This window comes from Amycolatopsis plumensis, from assembly GCF_042652605.1.
Lineage (GTDB): Bacteria > Actinomycetota > Actinomycetes > Mycobacteriales > Pseudonocardiaceae > Amycolatopsis > Amycolatopsis plumensis.
Genome location: NZ_JBHSJY010000001.1, coordinates 6,326,583 through 6,351,918, shown reverse-complemented (window position 1 = coordinate 6,351,918; position 25,336 = coordinate 6,326,583). Strand labels below are relative to the sequence as shown.

The window sequence follows — 25,336 nt, the reverse complement described above, 5'->3', positions numbered from 1 at the left end:
CCTCCGGGTTCGCGCGCGTCGACCTGGACCGCGAACAGCGGCAGGGACTCCCCGAAGTCGTGTACGGGCCGGGGAAAACCCCGGCGCAGATCGCGGCCATCGTGCGGGCGTTGCTCGCGCACAACACCGGTCCGGTGCTGGTCACCCGGGTCGACGCCGAGGCCGCCCGTGCGGTGCTGGCCGAGGTCCCGGGTGGCCGCTACTCCCCCGGCGCCCGGCTGCTCGTCTGGCGCCCGCCCCCGGTGAGTGCCTTCACGGTCGCGGTGGCCGCGGCCGGCACGTCCGACGGCCCGGTCGCCGAGGAAGCCTTGGAGGTCGCCACGGCCATCGGCCTCGCGGTGGACGCGGTCACCGACGTGGGCGTCGCCGGGATCCACCGCCTGCTCGCCGAAACCGGCCGCCTGCGCGAGGCGGACGCGGTCATCGTCGTCGCGGGCATGGAGGGCGCGCTGGCTTCGGCCGTGGGCGGGCTGGTCGCCTGCCCGGTGATCGCCGTCCCCACGTCCACCGGGTACGGCGCGGGCCTCGAAGGCGTCACGGCGTTGCTGGCGATGCACGCCTCCTGCGCGGCGGGCATCACCGTCGTCAACATCGACTCCGGGTTCGGCGCGGCGATGGCCGCGTTCCGGCTCGCCCAGGTGCTGCGGAGGCGGCCGTGACGATCTGCGTCATCTCCCCGTTCACCGGCCTGGCCGGCGACATGCTGCTCGCCGCGCTGGTCGACGCCGGCGCACCGCTGGACCGCATCCGGTCCGCCGTCGCCACCAGCGGCCTGACCGGCTGGGAGCTGCGCGTCCAGTCCCTGCTCACCCACGGGCTGATGACGGCCCGCGCGGTCGTGGACGTCGCCGACGAGGCCACGAGCCGGTCCGCGGCCGAACTGATCGCCATGGCCGGGCGGGTCGAGCCCGCGCCGGTCGCCGAACGGTCCGTCGCCGCGTTGCGGGCGATCGCCGACGTCGAAGGCCGGCTGCACGGGGAAGATCCCGAGCACGTCCACCTCCACGAACTCGGCGGCCACGACACGCTCGTCGACGTCATCGGCGTCTGCGCCGCACTGGACGCCCTGGAAGTGTCCACTGTGTACTGTGGCGCGCTGCCCCTCGGCACCGGCACCGTCCGCACCGCGCACGGCCTCCTCCCCTGCCCCGCGCCCGCGACCGCCGCTCTCCTGCGGGGTGCACGGACGGTCGGCAGCGACCTGGCCGGAGAGACGGTCACCCCCACCGCGGCCGCGGTGCTGAAGGCCGTCGACGCCCGGTTCGAACCACCGCCGGAGTTCCGCCTGCTGGCCACCGGCTACGGCGCGGGCACCCGGTCGCTGCCGGACCGGCCGAACGTCGCGGTCGTGCACCTCGGCGAGCCGGTGGCCGCCGGGCACCGCACGCTGGTGGTGCTGGAGACGAACCTCGACGACGTCACCGGCGAGGTGCTCGGGCACGTCGCCGGCGGGCTGCTGGCGGCGGGCGCGCTCGACGCGTGGATCAGTCCGGTGACCATGAAGAAGGGGCGACCGGCCCACGTGCTGCACGTGCTCGCCGAGCGGGAGCACGCGGCCCGGCTCGCGGACCTGGTGCTCGCCGAAACCGGCAGCCTCGGCCTGCGCGAGTACCCGGTCCGCCGCACCGCGCTCGCGCGGGCGACCGAAACCGTCGACGTGCTCGGGGTGCCGGTGCGGCGCAAGCGCGGGCCGCACGGGGCCAAGCCGGAGCACGACGACGTCGTGGCGGCCGCCCGCGAACTCGGCCTGCCCGCCCGTGTCGTCGCGACGATCGCCGCGGGGCGCTGATGGACTCCACGAGGCTCGTCACGCACCTCGCCGGTCTCGGCCGGCTCGCGGTGGCGTTCTCCGGCGGCGCCGACTCGGCCCTGGTGCTCGCGGCCGCCGTCCGCGCCCTCGGTCCGGCGGACGTCCTCGCGGTGACGGCGAACTCCGTGAGCCTGGCCGCGGTGGAGCTGGCGGACGCGCGGAGGATCGCGGCGGACCTCGGGGTCCGCCACCTCACCCCGCCGACCGCAGAACTGGCCGAGCCCGGCTACGCGGCCAACGGGCGCCGGCGCTGTTACTTCTGCAAGACCACCGTGCTCTCGACGATCGCCGCGGTGGCCGCCGCCCACGGGTTCCCGGCCCTGGCCACCGGCACGAACGCCGACGACGCCGTGGATCCGTTCCGGCCGGGCATCCGCGCGGGCGACGAACTCGGCGTGCACACCCCGCTGCGGACGCTTGGCCTGTCCAAAGAGGACGTACGAGCCATCGCGCGGAGCTGGGGGCTGGCCTGGGCGGACAAACCGGCCGCGCCTTGCCTGGCCAGCCGCGTCCGGTACGGCATCCCGATCACCACGGCCACGCTGGCGCGGGTGGAACAGGCGGAATCGGCGGTGCGTGCGTTCCTGTCCCGTCGTGGCCTGCGCTCCCGCGACGTCCGGGTCCGCGACCTCGGCGGCACCGCCCGCATCGAACTCGACCCCGCCGTGGCCGCGGAGCTCCACGACGACCCGCGGTTGCTCGATGCCGTGCGGGCACTGGGGTTCACCGAGGCCGCCGTCTCCTCGTTCCGCTCCGGGGCGCTCAACCACGAACCGGGCTGACCCCCCGGCCCCCAAGCGGGGTAACGGTCACTCCCGCGTCAGCTCGTCCTTCCGCTTCAGGAGAGCGGCCCGGCTGCGGCGGACGGTCCGCAGGTGCACCACGGCCACCCCGCCGAGGACGACCACCGCGAGCAGCAGCGTGGGCTCGACGCGGTGCCGCAGCGTCGTGATCACCACCGCGCCGGTCGTGAACAGCAGCCAGGCGGCCAGGCCGAGCCAGCCGGCCACGACGCGGTCGCGGGCGAACAGCGGGGCCCGCCGCGTCACCGCCCAGCCGCCGAACGCCGCCCAGGCCAGCCCGATCGCGACGAGCACGGCGAAGGCGACCTTCGTCCGCGGGGGAAGGCCCGGCTCGGTCGCCCAGAGCAGCACGATGAGGCCACTGCCGGTCAGCCCGGCCAGCGCGAGCCCCACATAGCCCACCCGCCGCCGCAGCGACAACGGCGCGTCGAGCCGCGCGATCACTTCTTCCGGCGTCATACCTCGTACTCCTTCCGCTCGAGTTGCTCCCGCAACAGCCGCCGGGCCCGGGCGAGCCGCGACTTCACCGTGCCGACCGGCACCCCGCAGATCTGGGCGCACGCGTCCAGCGGCAGGTCCTGGAGGTGGAACAGCAGCAGCACCTCGCGTTCCCGGACCGGAAGCGCATCCAGCGCGGCGCCGAGCACCTCCCGGTCGGCGATCGGCCCGATCTCGTCCGGGCCAGCCGGCTCCTCGGCCGGCTCGGGTTCCGGCCGGGCATAGGCCTCCCGGAGCCGGTTCATCACCGCGCGGCGGGCGATGGTGAACAACCACGGCGCGAACCGCCCCGGCTCCCGCAGCTTGGGCAGCCCGTTGAACACCGCCAGCCACACTTCCTGCACGACATCGTCGTCCGGCCCGCCCAGCATGCGCCGGACGTAGCCCTCGACCGCCCCGTGCCAGGCACGCACCAGCTCGGCGAAGGCGTCGCGCTCCCCGAGCCGGCACCGGACGATCAGCAGCTCATCACTCATCTGCCCTCCTTCACCGGTTCAGTCGGCGCGGAGGCCGGAAAGGTTCACGGCGGCCCGGCGCTCAGCGGCCCCGGCGGCCGACATCACCTGCCGCGCGGGCGGCCCGGCCGGCGAGGTCCGCGAACGCCGCCCGCAGCTGCTCCGGGCCCACGACCTCGATCTCGCAGTCGAACCGCAGCAAGCCGGCGGCGAGCGCGGCCCAGGACCAGGATCCGGTCACCAGCCGGGTCTTCCCGGGCGCGGCTTCCGCGGCGACGCCGTCGCCGGCGAACGGCGCCACGTCCGCCACCGGCCGGGCGAGCACCACCTCGCCCCGGCACGGCCAGGCATCGGTGCCGGACCCCTTGAACCGGGCGGACAGGAACGTCGCGACGTCACCGCCGGGCACCTCCCGCGGGGTGAACCGCGGCCCGTTCGGCACCCGCAGTGCCATCCGGTCGACGCGGTAGGTCCGCCAGTCGTCCCGGGCGGCGGACCAGCCGACCAGGTACCACCGTCCACTTCGGACGACGAGGTGGTGCGGCTGCACCCGCCGCGGCTCGCCGTCCGAGGGCCGCGACGGTGCCTCGTAGTCGAACCGGACTTCCTCGGTGGCCCGGATGGCCGAGCTCAGCGCAAGCAGGATGTCCGTGTCCACCTGGACGGCGGAGCCGCCGGCCGCGGCGACCTCCAGCGCGTCGACGCGCTGCCGCAGGCGTGCGGGCAGCACCTGCCGCACCGTGGCCAGCGCCCGCGCGGCGGCCTCCTCGATGCCCGCGCCGGTCCCGACCGCGATCCGCAGCGCCACCGCGAGCGCGACCGCCTGCTCTTCGTCGAACAACAGCGGCGGCAGCTGACTCCCGGCTTCGAGCCGGTAGCCACCCTCCGGGCCTTTGACCGCCTGGACGGGGTAGCCGAGCTCGCGCAGCCGGTCGACGTCGCGGCGCACGGTCCGTTCGCTGACGCCCAGCCGCCCGGCGAGCAGCGCGCCCGGCCAGTCCCGGCGGGCCTGCAGCAGGGACAGCAGCGAGAGCAGGCGACCCGAAGTCGCCGTCGAGGAAGCGACGGGCATGACTTTCATGGTGCCACGAGAAGCGGACGTTCCCTGACCGCTACTGCTGACACGGTGGTTCTCGTCGGATCACCCACGAAAGGAACAACCATGTCGCTCAGCGCTGTCGCCCACCTCAACTTCACCGGCCAGGCCCGCGCGGCCCTCGAGTTCTACCGGTCGGTCTTCGGCGGCCAGGCCACGATCGTCACCTACGGCGACTTCGGGATGCCCGCCGAGCTGCCCGACGCGGGCAAGGTGGTGTTCGGCCAGCTCACCGCGGACAACGGCGTCAGCGTGATGGCCTACGACGTCCCGGGCACCGGCGGCCCGGCGCCGTCCGCCCCCACCACCCGCCGCGAAAACGGCACCACCGTCACGGAGGAGAAGTTCTTCCTCTCCGTCCGGGGCGCGACCGTCGACGAGGTCTCGCCGGTCTGGAAGGGCCTCGCCGACGGTGCCACCGTCATCGAAGAATTCGGCCCGGCCCCGTGGGCGCCGGCGTTCGGCATGCTGACCGACCGCTTCGGCGTCACCTGGATCATCGACGTCGCGGCCGAATACCAGGGCTGATCGTTCGCCGCGGTGGGATGCCGCGCGCATCCCACCGCGCCCGACCACGGGAGACTCCTGTGCACACCCGTCCCCTGGGCCGTACCGGCATCCAGGTCAGCACGTTCACCCTCGGCACGATGATGTTCGGCCCCTCCGGCAACCCCGACCCGGACGCGTGCGTCCGCATCGTCCACCGGGCCCTCGACCACGGCATCACCACCATCGACACCGCCGACGTCTACGGCGGCGACGGCGAAAGCGAGCGGATCGTCGGAAAGGCCGTGCGCGGCCGCCGCGACGACGTCGTCCTCGCCACCAAGGGCAACGGCCCGATGGGGCCCGGCCCGAACCGGCGCGGGAATTCCCGCCGCTGGATCGTCTCCGCCGTCGAAGGCTCCCTGCGCCGCCTCGGCGTGGACCACCTCGACCTCTACCAGCTCCACCACCCCGAGCCCGGCACCGACATCGAAGAACCGCTGAGCGCCTTGACCGACCTGCAGCGCGCGGGCAAGGTGCGGGCCATCGGCCACTCCAACCTGCCCGCCTCGGAGATCGTCGAAGCGCAGTGGGTGTCGCAGCGCCGTGGCCTGGCCCGGTTCCGCACCGAACAGCTGCACTACTCGATCCTCAACCGCGGCGCCGAGACCGAGATCCTGCCGGTCTGCCAACGCCACGACCTGGGCGTGCTCGTGTGGAGCCCGTTGTCGATGGGCCTGCTCACCGGCCGCTACCGCCGGGAAGCCGCCTCGGCCGGCCGGCTGCACTGGGCACCGCGGCACATGACCGACGAAACCAAGCTCGGCGCCGTCGAAGCCCTCGTCCCGCTCGCCGACCAGGCGGGGATTCCGCTGCGGTATCTCGCCTTGGCGTTCGTCACCGCCCACCCCGCGGTCACCTCGGCGATCATCGGCCCCCGCACCGAGGACCAGCTGGCCGACCTGCTCGCCGGAGCGGACACGGCGGTCGGCGACGACCTGCTCGACCGGATCGACGAGGTCGTCCCGCCCGGCACCGACCTCGGGCCGCTCGACTTCGCCTACCGGCCGCCGCACCTCGCGCAGCCCCACCTGCGCCGGCGTCGCGGGCCTACCGCGACCGGAACGTCTTCCGGTACGCGCTCGGGCTGACCCGCACGGTCTGGGCGAACTGCACCCGGAAGTTGCTCGGCGACGGGAACCCCACCTGCCCGGCGATCCGGTCGATCGTGTGGTCGGTCAGCTCCAGCAGCTCCTGGGCGTGGCGAATGCGCACCCCGGTCAGCCACTGGATCGGGCTCTGCCCGGTCTCGGCGTGGAAGTGCCGGGTCAGCGTGCGCGTGCTCATGCCCGCGGCGTCGGCGATGTCGGCGAGGGTGAGCGGGCGGTGGGCGTTCTCCTCGATCCAGGCGAGGGCCTTCTCCAGCGTCGCGGTCTGGTACGTCGGGCGGTTGCGGAGGATGTACTGCCCCTGGCCGCCGGTGCGCTGCAGAGGTGCGACGGCGAGCCGGGCGGCGTCGGCGGCGACCGCGGCGCCGTAGTCGCGCGCCACGATGTGCAGGCACATGTCCAGCCCCGCCGACGCACCCGCGGACGTCAGGATCTGCCCGTTGTCGACGTACAGCGCGTCCGGGTCGACCTCGACGGCCGGGTACCGGCGAGCCAGCTCGTCGGTGGCGAGCCAGTGCGTGGTCGCCCGCTGCCCGTCGAGCAGGCCGGCCTCGGCGAGGGTGAACGCCCCGACGCAGATCGAGGCGACCCGCGTTCCGCGCGCGACCGCGGCGCGCAGGAACTCCGCCACGCCGTCCGGGGTCGGCCGGTCGGGGTCGTTCCGGCCCGGGACGACGACGAGGTCGGCGCGCTCGACCTCGGCGAGCCCGGCGTCGACCGCGAGCCGCACCGGACCGGCCCCGACCACCGGCTCCGGCCCGGCGACGACGATCCGGTAGCCCCCGCGCCCGTCCGGCAGCCGGACCCGGCCGAGCGTCTCGATCGGCGTGGCCAGATCGAAGGCGATCACGTCGTCGAGAGCCAGCACCGCAACCGTGTACATGCCGCAAAAGTACGCCCGGCCGCGGATGGCCGGATACCGGCGGTCGGTGCCGCGATGGTCAGCGCAGGTCGGCGGGCATCGGGCGAGCGGGGATCGCGGCCAGCGCGGCGAGGGTCTCGCCCTCGAGGGTGATGTCCGCGACGGCGAGGTTGGCTTTGAGGTGCGCCGCGCTCGCGGTGCCCGGGATGAGGTGGACGTTCGGGGCGCGGTGCAGCAGCCAGGCCAGGCCGATCTGCGCCGGCGTGCGGCCCAGGGCCGTCGCGGCCGCCTGCACCGCGGGCTCGTCGGTCACCTTCGGCAGGCCGGGGAACGCGCCGCCCAGCGGGAAGAACGGCACCCAGGCGATGTTCTCCGCGGCGCAGAGCTCGAGCATCTCCTCGTCGTCGCGGTTGACCAGGCTGTAGGCGTTCTGCACGCACGCGATCCCCGCCGGGAGCGCGCGGCGCAGGACGTCGAGGGTGACGGCGCTGAGTCCGATCGCCCCGATCTTGCCTTCGTCACGCAGGGCCGTCATCACCGCGAGCTGGTCGTCGAGGTCGACGCGCTGGTCGCCTTCGGCCACCAAGCCGGGCCGCCGGTCCGCCCGGCGCAGGTTGACCAGCGGGATCCGGTCGAGCCCGAGCGCGCGGAGGTTGTCCTCGACGCTCGCGCGCAGCTCGTCCGGGCGTTGCGCGAGGCGCAGCGGCAGCGGGCCGCCGGAATCCGACACCGCCCCGACCTTCGTGACGATCAGGGCGTCGTCACCGGAGGCGAGGGCTTCGCGGATAACGTCGTTGACGAAGCCGGCGCCGTAGAACTGGGCGGTGTCGACGTGGTCGACACCGAGGTCGATCGCGTGGCGCAGGAGGGCGACGGCCGCCGCGCGGTCGTGGTGCAGGCGCTCGAGCTGCATCGCCCCGTAGCCGACGCGGGAGACGGTGCGGCCGGCGAGCGCGGCTCGTTCGGGAGAAGGCATGGGTGGTCCCGTCCTTGTGCGATGATGGCTAAGCGGAGGAGCCTCCGCTAACGCCGACCGTAGCACAACCGGAGGTGCCTCCGCTTTGCCTTCGCCCGACCCCGCCCGCCCGGCGCGTTCCGACGCGCGCCGCAACCGGGACAAGCTCGTCGCGGTCGCCCGGGCCGCGTTCGCCACCGGGCCCGTCGCCCTCGAAGCCGTTGCCCGTGAGGCCGGCGTCGGAATCGGGACGCTGTACCGGCATTTCCCGACCCGCGAGGCGCTCGTCGAAGCCGTTTATGCGGCGGAGCTCGACGACGTCACGGGGAGTGCGCCCGCTTTGCTCGATGCGCTTTCACCGGTGGAGGCGCTTCGTGCGTGGATGGACCGGTATGCGGCTTTCGTGGCCACCAAACGGGGAATGGGGGATGCCTTCCGGGCGAGCGTGGCGTCCGGGCGGATCGCGACACCGGCGACGCGGCAGCGGATCACCGCCGCCATCGGCTCCATCCTCGACGCCGGCGCGAAGGCAGGGACGCTTCGCGCCGGCGTCGATCCGGAGGACGTGACCTTGCTGCTGCTCGGCACGTTCCTGTCCACCGTGGAGGAGACTGATCCGGAGCGGACCGGGCGGATGCTCGACCTGATCGTCGACGCGCTGCGCGTGAGGACTCAGGACGCCGACACGGAATAGCTGTTGGAGGTGAAATTCAGGCCGCCCGATGCCGACGTGATCTCGAAGCCGAACTGCACTTCACCCAGGGTCACGTCGCCGAACCAGCCGCGGGCCTTGATCCAGTTCAGCACCGCCAGCACGTCGACCGTCCCGGCGTTCGTGTTCGACGTGCGCAGGAACGAGAACACCGCGTTCGAGCCGTTCGATCCCTTGTAGACGTCCCAGGTGTGCCCGCCGACGCTCACCGTCGTCTGCTTGGTGCCGAGCGGGCCGACCGCGCCCTGCTTGTTGACCCACAACATGATTTCGTAGGCGTTGTTGTTCGCCCAGATGTCATACGCGGTCTCGTACGCCCCGCTGCCCGGGCGGTTCACGTTGAAACTGCTGGACACCTGGCGCAGCGAGCTCAGCGTCCGGCCGACGTTCTTCGCCGAGTGCGGGTACGACTTGATCCCGCCGGTGTTCGGGTGGTCGGCCCACACTCCCCAGTTGCTGTAGGAGTTCGCCCAGATCGTCTGCGGGCCGGCCCCGCTGCCCCAGACGTCGTTGCGGACCGTGTAGCCGCCGTTGGACCAGGTCCCCCACTTGTCCGAGGACGACCAGGTGGCTGCTTCGGCCACCCCGGCGGTGGTGGCCACCACGGCGGCCGCGGTCAGTGAGACGAGCAGGGAACGCACCACGTTGTGCATTGATTCGTCCTTTCCCGGATGACGGCGTCGAATCGTTTCGACGATTTATTCGGCGTGAACGGGAGTGAGACGACTATCGCAGGACAGTTGCGTACCGGTCAAGACACGGTCGGTGATTCACCGGCATTCGACCAGCATCGATCGAAACCATCTGCGTGATACTTCGAGTATTTCGACGTGCGCCGCCGATTCGATTTTGTCGAATCACCTCCCGTTTTCGTCCACCACCAGGAGACCGTCGTGGACGCCGCATTGTCGATGCGATTCGACGGGACAACGGACCCCGGCTTGACTGATGTCAGGTTCCTGACATACGGTGGCCTGTGTAAGGAACCTGACACTAAGCGAAGGAGCAGCAACCATGCCCGCCACCGGACCCGACTTCGTCTCGCTCCAAGCACGCGACCTCGCCGCTTCACAGGCGTTCTACGAGCGGTACCTCGGCCTCGTCCGCTCGCCCGCCGGGCCTCCGCACGCCGTCGTGTTCGAGACGAAACCGATCGCGTTCGCCCTGCGCGACATCGTTCCCGGCACCGATCTCGCCTCCGCCGCCCAGCCGGGCATCGGCGCCGCGATCTGGCTCCACGCCACCGACGTCCAGGCCATCCACGACGCTCTAGTCGCCGATGGGCACCGGATCGTCTCCGCGCCGATCGACGGCCCCTTCGGGCGGACGTTCACCTTCGCCGACCCCGACGGCTACCACGTCACGCTCCACGACCGGACCTGAGCTACGCCTCCGGGCGCGCTTCGGCGTCGGCGGCGAGCAGGAGGTAGGCGGCGGCCGTCCAGGTGTAGGCGCGGTCGCGCAGGCCGTCCCCGGTCAGCGCGTCGAAGTTCTCGGCGAACCCGGACTTCTCGCACACCGCACGGAACCGGGCGCTGACGCGGTCGGCGAGCTCCGTCGCGCCGGCGCCGCGGAGGCCGTCCTCGATCAGCACGGTGACGGGCGCCCACACCGGTCCCCGCCAGTAGCCGTCCGCCTCGTAGAACTCCGACGACGGCCGCTCGGTCGCCAGCCCGATGTCGGTCAGGTGCGCCTCCAGCCCGGCCACGACCCGGTCCCGGACGTCCGGGGGCAGGTGCTCGCCGAGCACGATCGGCATCAGGTCCAGGAGGCTCGCCCCGGACTGCACCGCCCCGGTCGCGACCGAGCGGCTGACGAACTTCGTGCCGTCCCACAGCTCGTTCAGCAGGGCCGCCAGCATGCTTTCCGCTTCGGCGGCCCACCGCGCGGCCGCGTCGGGATCCCCCAGCTCCGCGGCCAGCACGGCCAGTTCCTTCAGCTGCAGCACCAGGAACGCGGCGAGGTCCGGCGTCCGCACGAGCCGCTCCCGCGCGAACGGCGTCGCGTTGTCCCAGCCGCTGTCGTTGCCGTGCTCGTAGTGGGCCAGCGGGCCGCCGGGCACGCGGCGGTGCGCCAGCCAGAACGTCGTCCACGCCGCCAGCTGCCGGTAGGACGGCCCGGGTTCGGGCAGGCCGCCGGGAAGGCGGCGGCGCAGGCGGCGCAGCGCCCAGCCGTGGATGGGTGGTTTGACGAAGTTGCGCAGCACCTCGGCATGGGTGATCGAGTCGGGCAGCGCGCCCCGGTCGTCCTGGTGGTCGAAGACGACCTGGAACTGGTGCCAAGCCAGCTCCGGTTGTCCCGCCGCCAGCGCCAGCGCGTTGAAGCAGTGGTCCCAGCTCCACACCTTGTCCATCCAGTGCTTCGACATCAGCACCGCCGGACGGCCGACGAACCCGGCGGGCGCCACGACGGCCGACCACAGCACGTAACAGGCGAGCTCGGCCGCCGGCGTGCGCTCGCTGCGCCAGGGCGCCACCGAATCGGCGAAAGCGGCGAACCCGGCCCGGGCGGCGGCGACCACGTCGTCGATCGCCGACGCCGCCGCGTACGGCTCGCGGGCGCCGGGGACTTCCTCGATCGCCACTTCCCACGCGTCGCCGCTCACGACGACGGCCCGCTCGGCCGTCCCGAGCGCTTCCGCGCCGACGTGCCGCACCTGTCCGGAAAGGACGGTGACGCGGTAGCGGTGGCCGGTTTCGTAGGAGGTGAAGACGGCGGATCCGTCGACCGGGTCGGCGAAGAAGTAGGTGCCGGTGAACGGCGTCAGCGTGGCCTCCGCCGCCCGGATCCTCAGGTCGAGCCCCCGTCCGGCGATCCTCAGCACGTCGGGTGCCGCGAAGGCCACGGTGATCCGCCGTCCCCCCTCACCCCAGGTGAGCGCGGACGGCGTGGCGGCGGCCGGGACCGCCACCCGCTCCCCGCCGCTTTCGGGGACCAGCGCCAGGACCGCGTGCATGCCGTGGCGGTGGGACACCAGGTGCAGGTCGTCGGCGAAGGTGGCCTGGGCCACCACCGGCGAGACGTCGAACCACGATCCGGGGTGGCTGAAGGGGATTTCCCGCAGCGAAAACTCGCCCGTGGGCACAGAGGCCGTCCTTTCCGAGAGGGATTTCAGTCCTTGACGGCGCCCGCGGTGACGCCGGCGGCGACGAACCGCTGCGCCAGCACGAGGAGCACGGCGGCGGGCACGGAGGCGACCACCGCCGTCGCCATGATGGAGTTCCACTCCTGGTTGTTGTTGCCGATGTAGCGGTAGATGCCCAGGGTCAGCGGCCGCATCGAGCCGCCGCCGTCGAGCGTCGCCGCGAACACGAAGTCCGACCAGGCCCACAGGAACGAGAACAGCCCGGCGGTCACCACCCCGTTGCGGCTGGCGGGCAGCACCACCGACCAGAACGCGCGCAGAGCGCCCGCGCCGTCGATGGTGGCCGCCTGGACCAGCTCGTCGGGCACCGAGGCCATGAACGAGGTCAGGATGAGCACGGCGAACGGCACCGCGATCGTCGAGTCGGCGAAGACCAGGCCCCACGCGGTGTTGGTGATGCCCAGCGACACGTAGATCCCGTAGAAGCCCAGCGCCATGATGATGCCCGGGATCATCTGCGCCACCAGCAGCACGAAACCCAGCGCCCGGCCCCCGCGCGGGCGGAGCTTGGCCAGCGCGTACGCCGACGGCGCGGCCAGGGCCAGGGTCAGCGCCACCGTGCCCAGCGCGACGAACAGGCTGGTGGCGAAGTACGGGAGCTGCTCGCGCAGGACCCGCTCGTAGCCCTCGAACGTCGGCGCCGCCGGGAACCAGTCGGGCGGCGACTTGCGCATCCGCCCGGCCGGGGTCAGCGACACGTTGACCATCCAGTAGACGGGGAAGAGCATCACGGCGGTGAGGACCAGCCCCACCGCGGTGCGCCAGCGGCGGATCACCCTGCCTCCTGCCTGCGCTGCGCGCGGATGTAGAGCAGCCCGGCGACCAGCGCGAGCAGGATGAGCACGTTGCCCACCGCCGCACTGGGCCCGAACCGCGGCAGCATGCTGCCGAACCCGAGCTGGTAGGACCAGGTGGCCAGGGTGGTCGACGCCCCGCCGGGCCCGCCCTTGGTCATGATCCAGATGACGTCGAACACCTTCAGCGTGTACACCAGCCCGAGCAGCAGGGTGATCGCCGAAACTCCGCGTAGGAGCGGGAACGTGACGTGCCGGAACCGCTGCCACGCCCCGGCGCCGTCGAGCGACGCCGCTTCGTAGACCTCGGCCGGGATGTTCTGCAGGCCGCTGTGCAGCACGACGAGGTTGAACGGCACGCCGATCCAGATGTTGGCGATGATCACCGAGACCAGCGCCCAGGACGGCGACGTCAGCCAGTCGATCCGGCCGGCGCCGAACCAGCCCAGCACGGAGTTGACCACCCCGGATTCGCTGTTGAGCAGCCACGCCCACGTCGAGCCCGAGACGATCAGCGGCAGCAGCCAGGGCACGAGGAACAACGCGCGCAGCGTCGGGCCCAACCGGAAGTGGCGGGCGAAGAACACCGCCATCGCCAGGCCGATGCCGTACTGGAAGAGCAGCGACGCGGCGGTGAAGGCGAGCGTGTTGAGCAAAGCCGTGCGGAAGGTCGGATCGGTGAACACGGTCGCGTAGTTGTCGAACCAGACCAGCGGCGCGCCGCCGTGCACGAAGGTGCGGACGGTGTAGCTGCGCAGGCTGAGATCGACGTTCGTCACGAGCGGATAGCCGTAGCACAGCAGGAGGTAGGCGACGAGCGGCGTGAGGAACGCCCACGCGAGCAGCTGCTGCCGGCGGCGCTGCCCGGCCCGTCCGGGCGCTCGCGCGGCCGGACGGGCGGGGGCCGTCTGACGGGTGTCCAGCACGGCCCGGCCTACTTCGCCGACGCGGCGGTCGCCTGCGCGGCCGCAAGGGCCGCGTCCGGAGCCTTCGCGCCGGTGAGCGCGGCCTGCACGGCACCCCAGAGCGGCTCGGAGATCCGCGGGTACCGGGTGCCGAGGTTGTCGCCGGTGCGGCCCTTCGCGACCTTGACCGCGTCGACCCACACCTTCAGCTCGGGCTGGGCGGCGATCTGCTTCTCCTGCACGGACGGCACGGCGGAGACGTAGGTCAGCGCGGTGTCGGAGTCGAGCACGTTGGCCGGGCTGGTCAGGCAGGAGGCGATCCTGCCCGCGGTCTTCTCGGCGTCCGGGCTGCTCTGGGCGGGCACGGTGACGAACTCGCCGCCGGTCGGCGCCGGGGCCGCTCCCCCGGTGCGCGCCGGGATCGGGAGGACGCCGAAGTCGAAGCCGGCCTTCTTCGCGTTCTGCAGCTGACAGGTGCCGTTCTCGGCGAAGGCGTAGTCGCCGGTCGCGAACTCCTGCCAGCTGGTCGTCTGCGTGTTGCCGACCACCGAGTTCGGGGCGTACCCCTTGTCCAGCCACGACTTCCACTGCGCGAGCGCGGAGACGGCGTCGGCCGAAGCCAGGTCGGTGAGGTTCGCGCCCGAGCCCCAGAACCACGGCAGGAACTGGAAACTGCCCTCCTCGGTGCCGATGGCGGAGAACGTGATGCCCTTCTTGCCCGCGGCGTGCACCTTGGCCAGTGCCGCGTCGAGACTCGCCCAGTCCTTCACCGACGCCGGGTCGACGCCGGCCGCGGTCAGCACGGCCTTGTTGTAGTAGAGGGCGAGCGTGTTCGCCCCGATCGGGACGCCGTAGACCTGGCCCTTGACGTCGGCGGCGGCGAGCAGGTTCGGGGCGACCTGCGCGGCGTCGAGCCCGGTGTCCGCATTGGACTTGAGCACCCCGCCCTCGGCCAGCGTGGAGACCACCGGGTTGTCCACCACGAGGACGTTCGGCGCGGTGTTCTGCTGGGCGGCGAGCAGCACCTTGTTGGTGAGGTCGGTCGTGTCGAACGCCTGCCTGGCGATCTTGACCCCCGCGTCGGCGCCGCACTTGTCGATCACCTTCGCCCACGCCGAGCTCGCGTCGAACTGCGGGTAGGGGTCCCAGACGGTGAACGTGCCGCCGCCGTCGCCCGGGGCCGGCGAGGAGGAGCAGGCGGCCAGGGTCGTCGCGGCGACGGCCACCGACAGCAGCCGGGTGATCTGACGCTTCATGGGAGGTCCTTCCTGTCGGCACCGGCGACGACGTCCTCGGTCTCATCGAACCGGTTCGATGCTGACGAGCGGCGCCACCGTAAACCGCGAGGACACTCCTGCGCAATACCGCGTGTACTACGATCGAACCGGTTCAGGACGACCGGTCGGGAGTGGCATGAACATCGGGGAGATCGCGCGGCGCGCGGGGGTTTCGCGCAGCACCGTGTCGTACGCGCTGAGCGGCAAGCGCCCGGTGTCGGCGGCCACCGTGCAGCGCATCAACGACGTCATCGCCGAGCTCGGCTACCGGCCCAACGCGAGCGCTCGCGCTCTGGCCGAAGGCCGCACCCGCACGCTGGGCCTGGTGGTCCCGCCGGCCAGCCGCCGGTTGACCGACGTCCAGCTGGGGTTCGTCGGCAGCGTCGTCGACGCGGCGGCCGCCCACGACCTCGACGTCCTGCTCTCCCCCAGCGGCGGCGACCATGACCGGTCGTTCGAGCGGATCGTGACCGGACGGCGCGTCGACGGCGTGATCCTGATGGAGATCCTCCTGGAGGACCCGCGGGTCGAGCGGCTGAGCCAGGCGAGCCTGCCGTTCGTGACGATCGGCCACGTCGAGCACCCGGGAGCGTCCTGGTGGGTCGACGTCGACTACGGCGCCCTGATCACGCGCTGCGTGCACCACCTGGCGGATCTGGGCCACGAAGAGGTGGTGCTGATCAACCGATCGGCGGAGCTCGTCGCGGCGGGCTACGGCCCGGCCCTGCGCTCGGCGACGGGCTTCTTGGAGGCCACGGCCGCCCGGGGCTTGACGGCACGCACGGTGTGCTGCGCGGACGACGCGGCGGCGGGCCTGGCCTGCTTCGAGCAGCTCCGGACGCAGTGGCCAGCGGTGACGGCGGCGGTGACGATCAACGAAGCGGCCCTGCCGGGCGTCCAGCGCGCGTTGCACCGCGCGGGGCTCGAGGTGCCCCGCGACTTTTCGCTGACGGGCGTGATCGCCGAGCGCCTGGCGGAGGACTTCCACCCCCCGTTGACCGCGGCGGACGTGCCCGCGGTCGAACTGGGGCGACTGGCGGTGGACTTGCTGCTGGCGCAGATCGCCGACCGGGGCGCGGAGCCGCGGCACGCCCTGCTGGAGCCGCCGATCTCACTGCGGTCGAGCACAGGCGCCCGCCGCCGCCCCTGACCCCGCCCTGCCCACACCCTCCCGCGGCTGGTCGTGAGTGGTAAGGCGGGTTCTAACCCGCCTTACCACTCACGACGGCCACAAGATCGAACCGGTTCGACTGCCACTCCGGTCAGCGGGCGAACACTTTCAGGTCGATCGAGTCGCCGAGGAGCCGGTCGCCTGCCGCGTTCGGGTGGTAGCAGTCGGTGCGCCAGTCCGCGCGGATCACCGTCGGGTCCGCCGGGTCGCGCAGCACGGCGTCGAAGTCGAGCACCGCGTCGAACACCCCCGAAGTGCGGATCCACGCGTTGACCGCGAGGCGGGCCTGCTCCTTCGGGCTGCCGGCCGCGTTGCACATCGGGAGGATCGTCGCGCCGACGATCCGGCGGCCCGTCGCGTGCACCCGCCCGGCGATGCCGCGCATCGCGTCGATGACCTGCTCGGCCGGGGCCGGCGGCGCGTTGTCGCCGCCCCCGAGGTCGTTCGTGCCCTCCAGGAGCAGGACGTACCGCACGCCCGGCAGGGAGAGCACGTCCCGGTCGAGGCGGGCCGGCGCGGGCGGGCCGCAGCACTGGCCGGTCGGGTCGTACGGGTTCGGCTGGACGCTGACCGTGTTGCCGCTGATACCCGCGTTCGCCACCGACAGCCGCCGCGACGGCGGGAGCGTCCCGATGCGCTCGGCGAGCACGTCGGTCCAGCGCGGACCGCCGCCGAAGGCGTTGTAGCCGTCGGTGATCGAGTCGCCGAGGGCGACGATCGTGCCGCGGGCGGGCGACGCGGCGCTGATCGCGTCCGCCCACCACAGGACACCGGGCGCGAAGGGCCCGTACGCGCTCCCCGATTCGTCCGCGCCGGCGTCACCGGGCCCGGCCGAGGTGAACGAACCCGGTGTGTACTTCTCCGGTGGCGGGAAGGTGTGGTCGTTGATCGGCGCGCCCGGCGCGTAGATGCTCACCGCGACGTGGTCACCGCGCCGGACTTGCAGCGGCAGCGGGTCGGTCCACACGCTCTTGCCCGGCGGGATCGTCACCGCGTGCCGGAAGCCGAACGTGGCCCGCCGGTTCGATCCCGGCACCAGCGCGGGCGAGTTCGTCGACGGCTGCCGGCCCACCCACACCGAACGCACGGTCATCGCGGTGCCGCCGAACGGGTTGCTCAGCCGGACCCGCAGCGCGGCCCCGGTGGCGGTCACGGTGAGCACGTTGCGGACGGTGACGTCGGGCGCGGTGCGGTGCACACCTTCGAGGGCGGACTCGGTCAGCGTCACCCAGCCCGGTGGCGCCCCGCCGGGCGGCGCGGCGTCCGCGGTCGCCGGGCTCAGCAGCGACGCGGAAACGGCCAGGACCACAGCGGTTCGGCGGAGGCGCATCCGGGACGTCCTTTCCGGTGATCAGCCGACGACCGGCCAGCCGGCCGCGTCGTAGCTCAGGCGGTTGATGCCGAGGCGGGCCGTGCCGTTGTCGGCGTAGTAGTGGTAGATCAGCAGATCACCGTCGTTGTCGGCAAGCACGGCTTCGTGACCGGGCCCGTGGACGCTGCCGTGGCCGGCCAGGATCTCGGTACCGCCGCCGGAGTTCATCGCCACGCCGTTGCGGTCGGCGTAGGGCCCGGTGACGCTGGTGGACCGGCCCACCATGACGCGGTAGGTGCTCGAAGCGCCGCGGCAGCAGAAGTCGAAGGACACGTACTGGTAGTAGTACTGGCCGCGCTTGACGATGAACGGTGCCTCGATCGCCCCGCCGCCGCGCCCGGCGATGGCGGTCAGGCCGCTGCCCTGTCGCAGCCCCGTCGCCGGGTTCAGCGAGATCAGCTTGACGCCCGTCCAGAACGAGCCGAAGGCCAGCCACCACCGGCCCTGGTCGTCGACGACGAGGTTCGGGTCGATGGCGTTGAAGTTGTCGCTGCTGCGGGATTCGACGACCAGGCCCCGGTTCGTCCAGCTGCCGGACGCGCCGGACGGGCTGGTGGCCAGGAAGATCGCGGAGTGGTTGGAGCCGAACGTCGAAGCCGAGTAGTACAGGTAGTACTGGCCGTTGTGGTAGGAGATGTCCGGGGCCCACAGGCGGCGGTCGCCTCCGGTGTAGGAGGTCGTCCACGGCGCGCCGCCCGGGAACACCGAACCAGCGGCGGAGAAGGCGATCCGGTCGGTGGAGGTCTTCAGCGTGACGCCGTCGCCGGTGTGCGCCACCAGGTAACTGCCGTCCGGGCGCTTGACCACGCTCGGGTCGTGCACCCCGGCGTCACCGGTGACGCGGCCGGGATCGGGGTAGGCGGCCGCGGCGGGCAGCAGCGCGGCCACGGCGAACAAGAGGGCGGAGAAAGACGCTCGAATGGCCGGCATGCTGCCTCCAACCAGGTCGGGTGCGGGACCGCACGCTGTCACGCGCCCGGTCCGTCCCGGGACCGGGCGCGTGACAGTCAGCGGATCAAGACGCCCACGGTGCGCTGACGAGCCAGCTCACGTCGTCGCTGTAGGCGTTGGCGTTGTCGAACGTGTTCGACCCGCCGTTGGCGGCGATGTAGAGGATGTTGTCGTAGTGGCGGACGTACCGGTCGGGGAAGTTGAGCGAGCGCAGCGAGGCACCCTGGCCGTTGCGGCCGGCCTCCGGGCAGAAGGTCGCGTCCTGGGCGAACAGCGAGCTCCCGTCGTTGGCCTGCAGGTACAGCCGGTAGTTCTGGTGTCGCAGGTACTGCCCGGCCACGTTCTTCGACTCGAACGACACGCACGAGCTGCTGCCGAGTCCGGTCCGGACGGTCCAGGAACTGTTGCCCTTCTCCGTGGCCGAGCTGCCGCTGCCGATCACCGCCGTGTCCACAGTGGACCCGGTGTGGTGGATGTAGCGGTCGGTGCAGCAGGCGGTGGTGGCGCGCACCGAGACCGCCGTGCCCGGTGTCAGCCCGGTGCCCGCGGAGCTCGTGGCGTACCCGGCCGCGGTGATGTTGGCCTGCACCGCGTTTTCCGTGGCGTCCGACGGATACCCGGACGTCATCACGCCCTCGTAGAACGTGCCGCGGGCGCCGACGCTGTTGTCGCCGCCGATGCCGAGGATGATGGCTCCTTCCTTCTTCATCGGGTTGTAGCCCGCCACGTTCGGCCGCACGCCGTCGTAGAAGGTCGACACGCCACCGGACTGGGCGTTGCCGCCGCGGATGGCCCAGCGGTTGGGGCCGCCCTTGACGATGGCGGTCAGGAAGCGGTGGCTGATGCTGGGATCGTTGGCGTTGTAATGCTGGTTGACCCCGGAGAACAGGCCGTTTTCGAGGTCGGCCATGATCCACGGCCCGTTGCCGGAGCCGTAGCCCCAGACCTTGATGTTGCCGAAATAGATGGCTTCCATCGTGCCGTTGCCGTTGTCGCGGCTGTTGCGTTCGGCGTTGCCGTAGTCGAAGCAGCAGCCGCCGTTGTAGTGGGTGCCGTCGAAGATGGCGTACATGCCTTCCGGCTGGTCGCCGGTCGCGACACCGTTGGTGTTGTTGTTGCGGTAGCCGGTTCCGGGGGCGATGTAGACGCCGTAGGCCTTGTGCCCGCCGACGCTGATCGGCGCCGCGGTGGCGTTGGCGAGGTTGTCGTAGCCGCCCGCGGCCGGCCCCTGGAAGCCGCCCGGCGGGGCCTGCGTGAGGCGGTTGTTGCGGCCGGACTGGTCGTAGATGACCGTGATCAGGCAGGTGGTTCCCGCGCAGAAGGAATCCTGCGCCGCCGCGTTGGCCACGCCGCCCGCGGCCAAGGGGGCGATGTCGCGCGTGGCGCTGTCGGACGCGCGCCGGACCTGGTACAGCGGACCGGTGTAGGCGCCGTACAGGGCCCGGGTGGTGGAATGCGCGGCCACGCACGGCGTGCCGCCGGCCGCGTAGATGTCGCACGGCCCTTGGGTGGCCGCCTGGGAGGTGCCGCCGGCGGCCAGCAGGCCGGTGACGAGCGCGCCGGTCGCGATGAGCGCCTGGAGGAGGGGACGGGGACGGACGTGCCTCGGCTGTCGTGCCATGGGTGATCTCCCGCTGGGGTACGGAAATCGTCGATTCGACAGGTGCGCGGGCCGGCGACGTTGCCACCCTCTCCTCGATCACCGACACGCAGGAACGGCACAAGCGGAGCGATTGTGAGCGCTAACATAACGCCCCGGCCACCCGAGCGCAACGGCCCGTTCGCCCGGCCCGGCATTTCGACGCTTTCGAGATCGCGTTGCCCCGCAACGGGTTTCAGCGGAAAGTCACGCGCTCGCGGTTTTCGCTTCGTCGTACCGGGCCTGGGCCGCCAGCACGTCGGGGACACCGGCCTCGAGGACCTCGATCAACGCCACCAGCCGCTGGGTGACCTCCCGCCCGGCGGGCGTGAGGCTGTACTCCACGTGCGGCGGGATCGTCGGACGCGCGTCCCGGCGCACGAACCCGTCGCGCTCGAGCGCCTGCAGCGTCTGGGCGAGCATCTTCTCGCTGACCCCCTGCACCCGGCGGCGCAGCGCGTTGAACCGGAACACGCCGTCGTTCAGCGCGACCAGCGCCAGCACTCCCCACCGGCCGGTCACGTGCTCCAGCACGGCGCGGGAAGCGCACGCGGCACTGAACACGTCGGCGACGAGGGCCTCGTGCTCGGCATCAGGTTGTCCGTCCACTCCCCGGATACTACCTGAGAGTTTGCACAATGGATGTGACGGCACTAACAATGAGTTGGTACTTTCTAAAAGTTAGTACATGCTCCAGGGCACAGGTACTTGAACTTTCAAGGAGTCGTCATGATCGTCGTCACCGGCGCCACCGGCCACCTCGGCAAGCTCGTCGTCGAAGGCTTGCTCGAGAAGCTGCCCGCCGACCAGGTCGTCGCCGCGGTGCGCAGCCCGGAGAAAGCCGCCGACCTCGCCGAACGCGGTGTCGAGGTGCGCCGCGCGGACTACACCGACTCCGACAGCCTGGTCGCCGCGCTCAAGGGAGCCGACAAGGTGCTGCTGGTTTCGAGCAGCGAGGTCGGTCAGCGCGCCGCGCAGCACCAGGCGGTCGTCGAGGCGGCCAAGCAGGCCGGCGTCCGCCACCTCGTCTACACCAGCGCACCGCAGGCGACGACGTCGAAGCTGGTGCTGGCCCCGGAGCACAAGGCGACCGAGGAACTGATCGAGGCATCCGGCCTGCCCGCCACGATCCTGCGCAACAACTGGTACAACGAAAACTACGCCGACACGATCAAGCAGGCCGCCCAGACCGGCAGCTTCGTGGGCAGCGCGGGTGACGGCCGCGTCGCCAGCGCCGCCCGCGCCGACTACGCCGCCGCCGCGGTCGCGGTGCTGACCGGCGAAGGCCACGAAGGCAAGGTCTACGAACTCGCCGGTGACGTCACCTGGACGAACGCGGACCTCGCCGCCGAGATCGGCAAGGCCACCGGCCGCGAGATCACCTACGTCGACCTGCCGTCCGACGAGCACGTCAAGGCGCTGACCGGCGCCGGTCTCCCGGAGTCGGTCGCCGGCTTCCTCGCGGCGATCGACGCCGACATCAAGGCCGGCCTGCTCGCCGAGACCACCGATGACCTGCGCACCCTCATCGGCCGCCCCAGCACGCCGATCGGCGTGACCGTGGCCGGGATCGTCGGCTGAACGCCGGGGTGGGGAGCCCCCGGGCGGGGCTCCCCGCCGGCGTCACATCGGCCGGCCGGGCTTCCGCTGCGAAACGCTGTTCTCGCGCAACGGCGGCTGCCACACCCGCGGTTCCGGGGACGCGGCGTCGTCGCCCGGCTGGTCGAGCGGGTCGGTCCCGTTCTGCCAGCGAGCCCAGTGAGCCGCGCACATCCTCCGCCAGAGGGCCGGCTCGTCGCACTGGTACCGCCGGCAGGTCGGCACCCGCTCCTGGTGATCGCTCACGTATCGCTCCACTCGCCATCGAACGTTCCGCGTTCAACTACCACAGCGACGGTGGCGTTGTCGATCCTCGGCGCCCTCGGTGAAGACGTCGAAGATCGCCGTGGTTAACCCTCCGCTAACCGGGAAAGCCCCCTGGACCGCCGGCCCCCGCCGGTGCCACCCCGGACGACGGAGGGAATTCTCGTGTTCCGTCACACGAAGCTGCTGCAGTTCGAAGCCAAGCCCGAAAAGCCCGACCCCGTCTATGCTCACAAGCTCCAGGAGCTCATCGGCGGCGCCTTCGGTGAAATGAGCGTCACGATGCAGTACCTGTTCCAGGGCTGGAACTGCCGCATCGAAGGCAAGTACAAGGACCTGCTCATGGACACGGCCACCGAAGAAATCGGCCACGTCGAAATGCTCGCCACCATGGTCGCCCGCCTGCTCGAAGGCGCCCCCGCCACCATGACCGCCGAAGCCGTCAAGGACCCCGTCATGGCCGCCACCCTCGGCGGCATGGACGTCCAGCAGGCCATCGTCGCCGGCGGCGGCGCACTCCCGGCCGACAGCAACGGCACCCCCTGGAACGGCAAATACATCATCGCCTCCGGCAACCTGCTCGCCGACTTCCGCGCCAACGCCGCCGCCGAAGCCCAAGGCCGCCTCCAGACCGCCCGCCTCTACAACATGACCGACGACCCCGGCGTCAAGGCCATGCTCCAGTTCAACCTCGCCCGCGACACCGTCCACCAGAAGCAATGGCTGGCCGCCATCGAAGAGCTCAAGGCCGACGGCCTCGAAGACGAGATCGCCCCGAATGCGCTGCTCGACGAAGAGGACCAGACCCACAACCACACGATCTGGCACCTCTCCGACGGCCCCGACGGCGCCAAGGGCACCAGCTGGACCACCGGCGCGGGCATCGAGTACCTGATGGACCCCGAGCCGCTCGGCGGCCCGGGCACCGCACCCAAGCCCGACCCCGCCCTCTACGGCACCTACGCGCCGCTCATGGACGCGAAGGGCACCGCCAAGGGCAAGGCCAAGGAAGTCAAGAACAAGCTGACCTGACACCGCCCGTGATCGGCGCGGGACCGCCTGAACCCACGGCGGTCCCGCGCCGGGTGGTGCGTCCGGGTGAGGAGGGCGACGTCACGGTGTCCGGGGCCGCCGAGCTGGGTATCCCCGCCGGAGATCACTCGCACTTCTGGAGGCCCAGTGCAGCCCTGGCCCGGTTCCCCCTACCCGCTCGGAGCCGACTACGACGGCGTCGGCACCAATTTCGCGCTCTTCTCCGAGGTCGCCGACCGCGTCGACCTGTGCCTGTTCGACCCGGACGGAACCGAGACCCGGATCCGGCTGCCGGAGGTCGACGGCTTCGTCCACCACGGCTACCTGACCGGCGTCGGCCCCGGCCAGGAGTACGGCTTCCGCGTCCACGGGCCGTACGACCCGGCCCGCGGCCTGCGCTGCAACCCCGCCAAGCTCCTGCTCGACCCGTACGCCAAGGCCGTCACCGGCAAGGTCGACTGGGACGAGTCCGTGTTCAGCTACCGCTTCGGCAACCCCGCCGAGCGCAACGACGACGACTCGGCGGCGCACACCGTCCGCGCGGTCGTCGTCAACCCGTACTTCGACTGGGCCAACGACCGGCCGCCGAAGGTGCCCTACAACGAGACCGTCGTCTACGAGGCGCACGTCCGCGGGCTGACGAAGCTGCACCCGGGCATCCCGGAGGAGCTGCGGGGAACCTACTCCGGGCTGGCGCACCCGGTGATGATCGAGTACCTCAAGACCCTCGGCGTCACGGCCGTCGAACTGATGCCGGTCCACCAGTTCCTGCACGACCACGCCCTCACCGAGCGCGGCCTGGCCAACTACTGGGGCTACAACACCATCGCCTTCTTCGCGCCGCACAACGAGTACGCCGCCTCGATCATGTCCGCCACCCCGGGCAGCGAGGTGCACGAGTTCAAGGCGATGGTCCGAACGCTGCACGAGGCCGGCATCGAGGTCATCCTCGACGTCGTCTACAACCACACGGCCGAGGGCAACCACCTCGGGCCGACCCTGTCCATGCGCGGCATCGACAACCAGGCCTACTACCGGCTGGTCGAGAACGACCCGCAGTACTACATGGACTACACCGGCACCGGCAACTCGCTCAACGTGCGCCAGCCGCACACGCTGCAGCTCATCATGGACTCGCTGCGGTACTGGGTCACCGAGATGCACGTCGACGGCTTCCGGTTCGACCTCGCCGCCACGCTGGCCCGCGAGTTCTACGACGTCGACCGGCTGGCCACGTTCTTCGACCTGGTGCAGCAGGACCCCGTGGTGAGCCAGGTGAAGCTGATCGCCGAGCCGTGGGACGTCGGCCCGGGTGGCTACCAGGTCGGCAACTTCCCGCCGCTGTGGACCGAGTGGAACGGCGCCTACCGGGACACCGTCCGCGACTTCTGGCGGGGCGAACCGGCGACGCTGGGCGAGTTCGCGTCCCGGATCACCGGCTCGTCGGACCTCTACCAGAGCGACGGCCGCCGCCCGTTCGCCTCGATCAACTTCGTCACCGCGCACGACGGCTTCACGCTGAACGACCTGGTGTCGTACAACGAGAAGCACAACGAGGCCAACGGCGAGGACGGCCGCGACGGCGCCGACGACAACCGGTCGTGGAACTGCGGCGCGGAAGGCCCGACGGAGGACGAGAAGGTCCTCGACCTGCGGGCGCGCCAGCGCCGGAACATGATCGCCACGCTGCTGCTGTCCCAGGGCGTGCCGATGCTCCTGCACGGCGACGAGCTCGGCCGCACCCAGGACGGCAACAACAACGCCTACTGCCAGGACAACGAACTGTCCTGGGTGGACTGGTCGCTGCTGGAGCGCAACCGCGAGCTGTTCGAGTTCACCTCGGCCGTCGTCGACCTCCGCCACCAGCACCCGGTGTTCCGCCGCCGCCGGTTCTTCGCCGGGCGGCCGATCCGCCGCGGCGACGAACTGCGCGACATCGCCTGGTTCACCCCGGCCGGCGACGAGATGACCGACCAGGACTGGGAGGCCGGCTTCGGCCGCAGCATCATGGTCTTCCTCAACGGCACGGCGATCCCCGACCTCGACGCCCGCGGCGAGCGCGTGGTGGACGACTCGTTCCTGCTCTGCTTCAACGCCCACGACGACGACATCACGATGACCGTCCCCGACGGCGGCTACGGCGAAGAGTGGGCGATCGTGCTCGACACCGCGACGGGCGAGGTGTTCCACCGCTCGGTGGGCGGCGTTCTGGTCGGCGGCGTGGCCGGCGACCAGCTGGCGACCCCGCGCACGGTGCCGGGACACGGCGAGCTCGTCGTCGGCGGCCGGTCCCTCACCGTGCTCCTGCGCACCAAGGAGCAGGAGGCGTAACCCCGGGCAC

At 71.7% G+C, this 25,336-nt stretch carries 26 protein-coding genes; 11 read left to right on the top strand and 15 right to left on the bottom strand.

Going from position 1 to position 25,336, the window contains the following annotated elements:
• The first annotated feature begins 59 nt into the window (after positions 1-59).
• The 3 genes from larB to larE are packed head-to-tail and all read left to right on the top strand — an operon-like array spanning position 60 to position 2,592.
• A complete protein-coding gene (gene larB, locus ACFPLC_RS31040; RefSeq protein ID WP_378189936.1) occupies positions 60-659 on the top strand; it encodes a nickel pincer cofactor biosynthesis protein LarB in 600 nt (199 codons plus the stop codon).
• On the top strand, positions 656-1,789 hold the full coding sequence (larC, locus tag ACFPLC_RS31035; RefSeq protein WP_378189934.1) for a nickel pincer cofactor biosynthesis protein LarC: 1,134 nt from the start codon (positions 656-658) through the stop codon (positions 1,787-1,789). The genes larB and larC overlap by 4 nt, the downstream gene beginning before the upstream one ends.
• Positions 1,789-2,592 carry an ATP-dependent sacrificial sulfur transferase LarE gene (larE, locus tag ACFPLC_RS31030; protein WP_378189932.1) on the top strand — a complete coding sequence of 268 codons (804 nt, stop codon included), beginning with the start codon at positions 1,789-1,791 and terminating at the stop codon, positions 2,590-2,592. The genes larC and larE overlap by 1 nt, the downstream gene beginning before the upstream one ends.
• Positions 2,593-2,619: 27 nt before the next feature.
• On the opposite strand, the gene ACFPLC_RS31025 is transcribed toward larE, so the two are convergent.
• The 3 genes from ACFPLC_RS31025 to ACFPLC_RS31015 form a co-directional block, all read right to left on the bottom strand.
• Entirely contained in the window at positions 2,620-3,072 is a 453-nt protein-coding gene (locus tag ACFPLC_RS31025) for a hypothetical protein (RefSeq protein WP_378189930.1), read from the bottom strand.
• On the bottom strand, positions 3,069-3,587 hold the full coding sequence (locus ACFPLC_RS31020) for an RNA polymerase sigma factor (protein ID WP_378189928.1): 519 nt from the start codon (positions 3,585-3,587) through the stop codon (positions 3,069-3,071). Before ACFPLC_RS31020 ends, ACFPLC_RS31025 begins: the two co-directional genes overlap by 4 nt.
• 61 nt (positions 3,588-3,648) lie before the next feature.
• Complete coding sequence (locus ACFPLC_RS31015; RefSeq protein WP_378189926.1) at positions 3,649-4,638, bottom strand: helix-turn-helix transcriptional regulator; 990 nt, start codon at positions 4,636-4,638, stop codon at positions 3,649-3,651.
• A gap of 90 nt (positions 4,639-4,728) precedes the next feature.
• On the opposite strand from ACFPLC_RS31015, the gene ACFPLC_RS31010 reads away from it, so the two are divergent.
• Both ACFPLC_RS31010 and ACFPLC_RS31005 read left to right on the top strand, forming a co-directional pair.
• A complete protein-coding gene (locus tag ACFPLC_RS31010; protein ID WP_378189924.1) occupies positions 4,729-5,190 on the top strand; it encodes a VOC family protein in 462 nt (153 codons plus the stop codon).
• A 59-nt stretch (positions 5,191-5,249) separates the two neighbouring features.
• Complete coding sequence (locus ACFPLC_RS31005; protein WP_378189922.1) at positions 5,250-6,299, top strand: aldo/keto reductase; 1,050 nt, start codon at positions 5,250-5,252, stop codon at positions 6,297-6,299.
• Here the strand turns inward: ACFPLC_RS31005 and ACFPLC_RS31000 are convergent.
• Together ACFPLC_RS31000 and ACFPLC_RS30995 are read right to left on the bottom strand one after the other, a co-directional pair.
• Positions 6,259-7,200, bottom strand: a complete 942-nt coding sequence (locus ACFPLC_RS31000; RefSeq protein WP_378189920.1) for a GlxA family transcriptional regulator — start codon at positions 7,198-7,200, stop codon at positions 6,259-6,261. The two genes, ACFPLC_RS31005 and ACFPLC_RS31000, sit on opposite strands and share 41 nt — an antisense overlap.
• A gap of 58 nt (positions 7,201-7,258) precedes the next feature.
• The gene (locus ACFPLC_RS30995; RefSeq protein ID WP_378189918.1) at positions 7,259-8,155 is read right to left on the bottom strand and encodes an aldo/keto reductase; all 897 of its coding nucleotides are present in this window, start codon (positions 8,153-8,155) and stop codon (positions 7,259-7,261) included.
• Positions 8,156-8,240: 85 nt separating this feature from the next.
• Here ACFPLC_RS30995 and ACFPLC_RS30990 point away from each other — a divergent pair, with 85 nt between their 5' ends.
• On the top strand, positions 8,241-8,828 hold the full coding sequence (locus tag ACFPLC_RS30990) for a TetR/AcrR family transcriptional regulator (RefSeq protein ID WP_378189916.1): 588 nt from the start codon (positions 8,241-8,243) through the stop codon (positions 8,826-8,828).
• Here the strand turns inward: ACFPLC_RS30990 and ACFPLC_RS30985 are convergent.
• A complete protein-coding gene (locus ACFPLC_RS30985; RefSeq protein WP_378189914.1) occupies positions 8,807-9,499 on the bottom strand; it encodes a glycoside hydrolase family 12 protein in 693 nt (230 codons plus the stop codon). The two genes, ACFPLC_RS30990 and ACFPLC_RS30985, sit on opposite strands and share 22 nt — an antisense overlap.
• A gap of 361 nt (positions 9,500-9,860) precedes the next feature.
• Here ACFPLC_RS30985 and ACFPLC_RS30980 point away from each other — a divergent pair, with 361 nt between their 5' ends.
• Positions 9,861-10,229 carry a VOC family protein gene (locus tag ACFPLC_RS30980; protein WP_378189912.1) on the top strand — a complete coding sequence of 123 codons (369 nt, stop codon included), beginning with the start codon at positions 9,861-9,863 and terminating at the stop codon, positions 10,227-10,229.
• A gap of 1 nt (position 10,230) precedes the next feature.
• On the opposite strand, the gene ACFPLC_RS30975 is transcribed toward ACFPLC_RS30980, so the two are convergent.
• Genes ACFPLC_RS30975 through ACFPLC_RS30960 form a run of 4 tightly spaced genes read right to left on the bottom strand, consistent with a single transcriptional unit; the run spans position 10,231 to position 14,946 of the window.
• A complete protein-coding gene (locus ACFPLC_RS30975) occupies positions 10,231-11,931 on the bottom strand; it encodes an amylo-alpha-1,6-glucosidase (RefSeq protein WP_378189910.1) in 1,701 nt (566 codons plus the stop codon).
• Positions 11,932-11,957: 26 nt separating this feature from the next.
• Positions 11,958-12,767: a carbohydrate ABC transporter permease gene (locus ACFPLC_RS30970; RefSeq protein WP_378189908.1), complete on the bottom strand. Its 810-nt coding sequence runs from the start codon at positions 12,765-12,767 to the stop codon at positions 11,958-11,960.
• The gene (locus ACFPLC_RS30965; protein ID WP_378190285.1) at positions 12,764-13,708 is read right to left on the bottom strand and encodes a carbohydrate ABC transporter permease; all 945 of its coding nucleotides are present in this window, start codon (positions 13,706-13,708) and stop codon (positions 12,764-12,766) included. Before ACFPLC_RS30965 ends, ACFPLC_RS30970 begins: the two co-directional genes overlap by 4 nt.
• Before the next feature lie 11 nt (positions 13,709-13,719).
• Positions 13,720-14,946 (bottom strand): sugar ABC transporter substrate-binding protein, encoded by a 1,227-nt coding sequence (locus tag ACFPLC_RS30960; protein WP_378189906.1) that lies wholly within the window; start codon positions 14,944-14,946, stop codon positions 13,720-13,722.
• Positions 14,947-15,103: 157 nt separating this feature from the next.
• Between ACFPLC_RS30960 and ACFPLC_RS30955 the strand changes: the two genes are divergently transcribed.
• Entirely contained in the window at positions 15,104-16,117 is a 1,014-nt protein-coding gene (locus tag ACFPLC_RS30955) for a LacI family DNA-binding transcriptional regulator (protein ID WP_378189904.1), read from the top strand.
• A gap of 112 nt (positions 16,118-16,229) precedes the next feature.
• Here ACFPLC_RS30955 and ACFPLC_RS30950 read toward each other — a convergent pair whose 3' ends face one another.
• The 4 genes from ACFPLC_RS30950 to ACFPLC_RS30935 form a co-directional block, all read right to left on the bottom strand.
• On the bottom strand, positions 16,230-17,468 hold the full coding sequence (locus tag ACFPLC_RS30950; protein ID WP_378206780.1) for a GDSL-type esterase/lipase family protein: 1,239 nt from the start codon (positions 17,466-17,468) through the stop codon (positions 16,230-16,232).
• A 21-nt stretch (positions 17,469-17,489) separates the two neighbouring features.
• Complete coding sequence (locus ACFPLC_RS30945; protein ID WP_378206782.1) at positions 17,490-18,440, bottom strand: arabinan endo-1,5-alpha-L-arabinosidase; 951 nt, start codon at positions 18,438-18,440, stop codon at positions 17,490-17,492.
• An 85-nt stretch (positions 18,441-18,525) separates the two neighbouring features.
• A complete protein-coding gene (locus ACFPLC_RS30940) occupies positions 18,526-20,082 on the bottom strand; it encodes an alpha-L-arabinofuranosidase B (protein ID WP_378206785.1) in 1,557 nt (518 codons plus the stop codon).
• A gap of 225 nt (positions 20,083-20,307) precedes the next feature.
• Positions 20,308-20,709, bottom strand: a complete 402-nt coding sequence (locus tag ACFPLC_RS30935) for a winged helix-turn-helix transcriptional regulator (protein ID WP_378206787.1) — start codon at positions 20,707-20,709, stop codon at positions 20,308-20,310.
• Between the two features lie 120 nt (positions 20,710-20,829).
• On the opposite strand from ACFPLC_RS30935, the gene ACFPLC_RS30930 reads away from it, so the two are divergent.
• Positions 20,830-21,681, top strand: coding sequence for an SDR family oxidoreductase (locus ACFPLC_RS30930; RefSeq protein ID WP_378206790.1), 852 nt, complete (start codon positions 20,830-20,832; stop codon positions 21,679-21,681).
• A 42-nt stretch (positions 21,682-21,723) separates the two neighbouring features.
• Here ACFPLC_RS30930 and ACFPLC_RS30925 read toward each other — a convergent pair whose 3' ends face one another.
• A complete protein-coding gene (locus ACFPLC_RS30925; protein WP_229902999.1) occupies positions 21,724-21,945 on the bottom strand; it encodes a hypothetical protein in 222 nt (73 codons plus the stop codon).
• A 183-nt stretch (positions 21,946-22,128) separates the two neighbouring features.
• Between ACFPLC_RS30925 and ACFPLC_RS30920 the strand changes: the two genes are divergently transcribed.
• Complete coding sequence (locus ACFPLC_RS30920) at positions 22,129-22,995, top strand: manganese catalase (protein WP_378206793.1); 867 nt, start codon at positions 22,129-22,131, stop codon at positions 22,993-22,995.
• A 147-nt stretch (positions 22,996-23,142) separates the two neighbouring features.
• Positions 23,143-25,326: a glycogen debranching protein GlgX gene (glgX, locus tag ACFPLC_RS30915; RefSeq protein WP_378206796.1), complete on the top strand. Its 2,184-nt coding sequence runs from the start codon at positions 23,143-23,145 to the stop codon at positions 25,324-25,326.
• The last annotated feature ends 10 nt before the right edge of the window (positions 25,327-25,336 follow it).